2 protein-coding genes are annotated in these 2,831 nt (G+C 72.3%); both read left to right on the plus strand.

Annotated elements, in window-relative coordinates:
* Nucleotides 1-1,568: type I polyketide synthase (locus tag RM812_RS41245; protein WP_311586028.1), on the plus strand; the 1,568-nt coding region annotated here is incomplete at its 5' end.
* 9 nt (nucleotides 1,569-1,577) lie between these two features.
* A partial coding sequence (locus RM812_RS41250) for a beta-ketoacyl synthase N-terminal-like domain-containing protein (RefSeq protein ID WP_311586030.1) occupies nucleotides 1,578-2,831 on the plus strand: 1,254 nt, incomplete at its 3' end.

Genomic DNA, 2,831 nt, shown 5'->3' on the forward strand with positions numbered 1-2,831 from the left:
TTCCCCGCCCGGCCGCCGTCTGGGGATTCGTGCGCAGCGCACAGACCGAGAACCCGGACCGGTTCGTGCTCGTGGACACGGACGGTCAGGTCGTCTCGTTAGCCTGCGTCCCGGCGGCGGCCGCTGCGGGGGAACCCCAGCTCAAGATCCGGTCCGGCGCTATGGCCATCCCGCGCCTCGCACCTGTCCCGGGTAACGGCGGCCGGGCGGGGAAGGCTCCCGCCCTCGACTCCGGGACGGTGCTGATCACCGGAGGAACCAGCGGCCTGGGAGCGACGCTGGCCCGGCACCTCGTGGACCGGCACGGGACGCGCCGGCTGCTGCTGGCCAGCAGGCGAGGGCCGACAGCACCTGCGGCGGCGGGGCTGCGAAAGGAGCTGACCGAGGCGGGGGCCCAGGTCGAGATCGCCGCCTGCGACGTGACGAGCCGTGAGTCCGTGGCCGGCCTGATCGCGGCGGTGCCCGACGAGCACCCCCTGACAGCGGTGATCCACTGCGCCGCCGTACTGGACGACGGGGTCGTCGAGGCGCTGACCGAGAACCGTCTGGACGCGGTGCTGGCGCCGAAGGCGCACGGCGCCTGGCACCTGCACGAGCTGACCGGGCATCTGACTCTGTCCGCCTTCGTGCTGTTCTCGTCGGTGGCGGGCGTGCTCGGGACGGCGGGGCAGGCCAACTACGCGGCGGCCAATGCCTTCCTCGACGGACTGGCGCAGGCCCGGCGGGCCTCGGGACTGCCCGTCGCCTCGTTGTGCTGGGGCTTCTGGGCGCAACCCGGCGAGATGGGCGCAGGCCTCGGCGAGGCGGACATCGTGCGCCTGCGACGGCAGGGCATACGCCCGATGGCGTCGCACGAAGGGCTGGCGCTGTTCGACGCGGCGATCTCACGGAATGAGCCGGTGCTGGTGCCGGCGCGCCTCGACCCACAGGCGCCGGAGGGACCGCGCCCCGGCCGAGCGGGTTCTCCGCTCCTGCGCGGCCTGACCGGGACGTCCGCCGGTTCCGGCGGCCAGCGGAGCCCGGAGCCCGGCGACGCCGGACTCGCGCAGCGGGTCGGGTCACTGCCGCGGGCCGACGCGGTGGCCGGGCTCCTCGACGTCGTCCGGGCGCAGACCGCGACCGTACTCGGCCACGCCGGAATCGGGCGGATCGGCCCCGACGTGGCGTTCAAGGACCTCGGGATGGACTCGCTCATGGCTCTGGAACTGCGGAACAGGCTGGCTGAGGTAACCGGCCTGAAGCTGTCCGCGACGCTCGCCTTCGACCACCCGAACCCGAGCACCCTCGCGGAATTCCTGTACGCGGCCGTCGCGCCCGGCTCCGGTGACGACCCCGCGTCCCCGGCCGATGGCCTGGCCCAGGAGATCGAAGGGCTGGGTGCCCGTCTGGAGGACGCGATGCCCGGTCTCGCGGACGAGGACAGGACCTCCATCGCCGCCCTGCTCGGCGAATTGCAGGCCCGGGTCCGTCCGGCGGTGGGCGACGGATCACTGGCCGGCGTGGCCGACCGGATCAGCTCGGCGTCAGCAGGAGAGCTTCTCTCGCTGCTGGACGAAGAGCTCGGCTAGGGGAGAGCGATGACGAACGACGACAACGCCGATGTTCTCGACTACCTCAAGCGGACGTCGATCGAGCTGATCGAAGCGCGCAGACGCCTGCAGGAGCTGACGGAGGCGGCCCGCGAACCTGTCGCCGTCGTGGGTGTCGCCTGCCGTCTTCCGGGCGGGGCGGTGTCCCCCGAGGCGCTGTGGGACGTGGTGCAGGCGGGCCGGGACGTGGTGGGAGACTTCCCCGACAACCGCAACTGGGACCTGGGACGGCTGTACGACCCGGACCCGGGTCGACCGGACACCTGCTACACGCGCTCGGGCGGATTCCTGTACGACGCGGGGGACTTCGACGCCGACTTCTTCGGAATCAACCCGCGCGAGGCACTGGCAGCCGATCCGCAGCACCGGTTGCTGCTGGAGTCCTCGTGGGAGTCCCTGGAGCGGGCCGGCATCGACCCGCGGACCCTGCGCGGCAGCGACACCGGCGTCTTCGCCGGTCTGGCGTACTTCGGCTACGGGAACCACTTCTCCACCCCCGAGACGATCTCGGGTTACGGGCAGACCGGTTCTCTGCTGAGCGTGGCGTCCGGTCGTGTGGCGTACGCGCTGGGCCTGGAGGGCCCCGCGGTGTCGACCGACACCGCGTGCTCGTCGTCGCTGGTGGCGGTGCACCAGGCGGTGCAGTCGCTGCGGCAGGGCGAGTGCGCGCTTGCCCTGGCCGGAGGTGTCACCGTCATGGCGACGACGCAGGTGCTCCGGGAGATGTCGCGGCAGCGCGGCCTGGCGGCGGACGGCCGGTGCAAGGCGTTCGCCGACTCGGCGGACGGCGCCGGCTTTTCCGAGGGCGCCGGGGTTCTGGTGCTCGAGCGGCTGTCGGACGCGCGGCGTAACGGCCGCCGGATCTGGGCGCTGATCCGGGGCTCGGCGGTCAACCAGGACGGGGCGTCCAACGGGCTGACCGCACCGAACGGAGCGGCTCAGCGGCGGGTGATCCGGGCAGCGTTGGCCAACGCCGGGGTGCGGGCCGGAGACGTGGACGTGGTGGAGGCACACGGGACCGGCACGACGCTCGGTGATCCGATCGAGGCTCAGGCGGTGCTGGCTACCTACGGGCAGGACCGGGACCCCGACCAGCCGCTGTGGCTCGGCTCACTGAAGTCGAACATCGGCCACACGCAGGCGGCTGCGGGCGTCGCGTGGGTGATTAAAATGATCATGGCAATGCGTCACCGTACGATGCCCAGGACACTGCACGTGGACCACCCGACGACGCGTGTGGAC

Origin of the sequence: Streptomyces lancefieldiae, from assembly GCF_031845825.1 — a bacterium.
Lineage (GTDB): Bacteria > Actinomycetota > Actinomycetes > Streptomycetales > Streptomycetaceae > Streptomyces > Streptomyces lancefieldiae.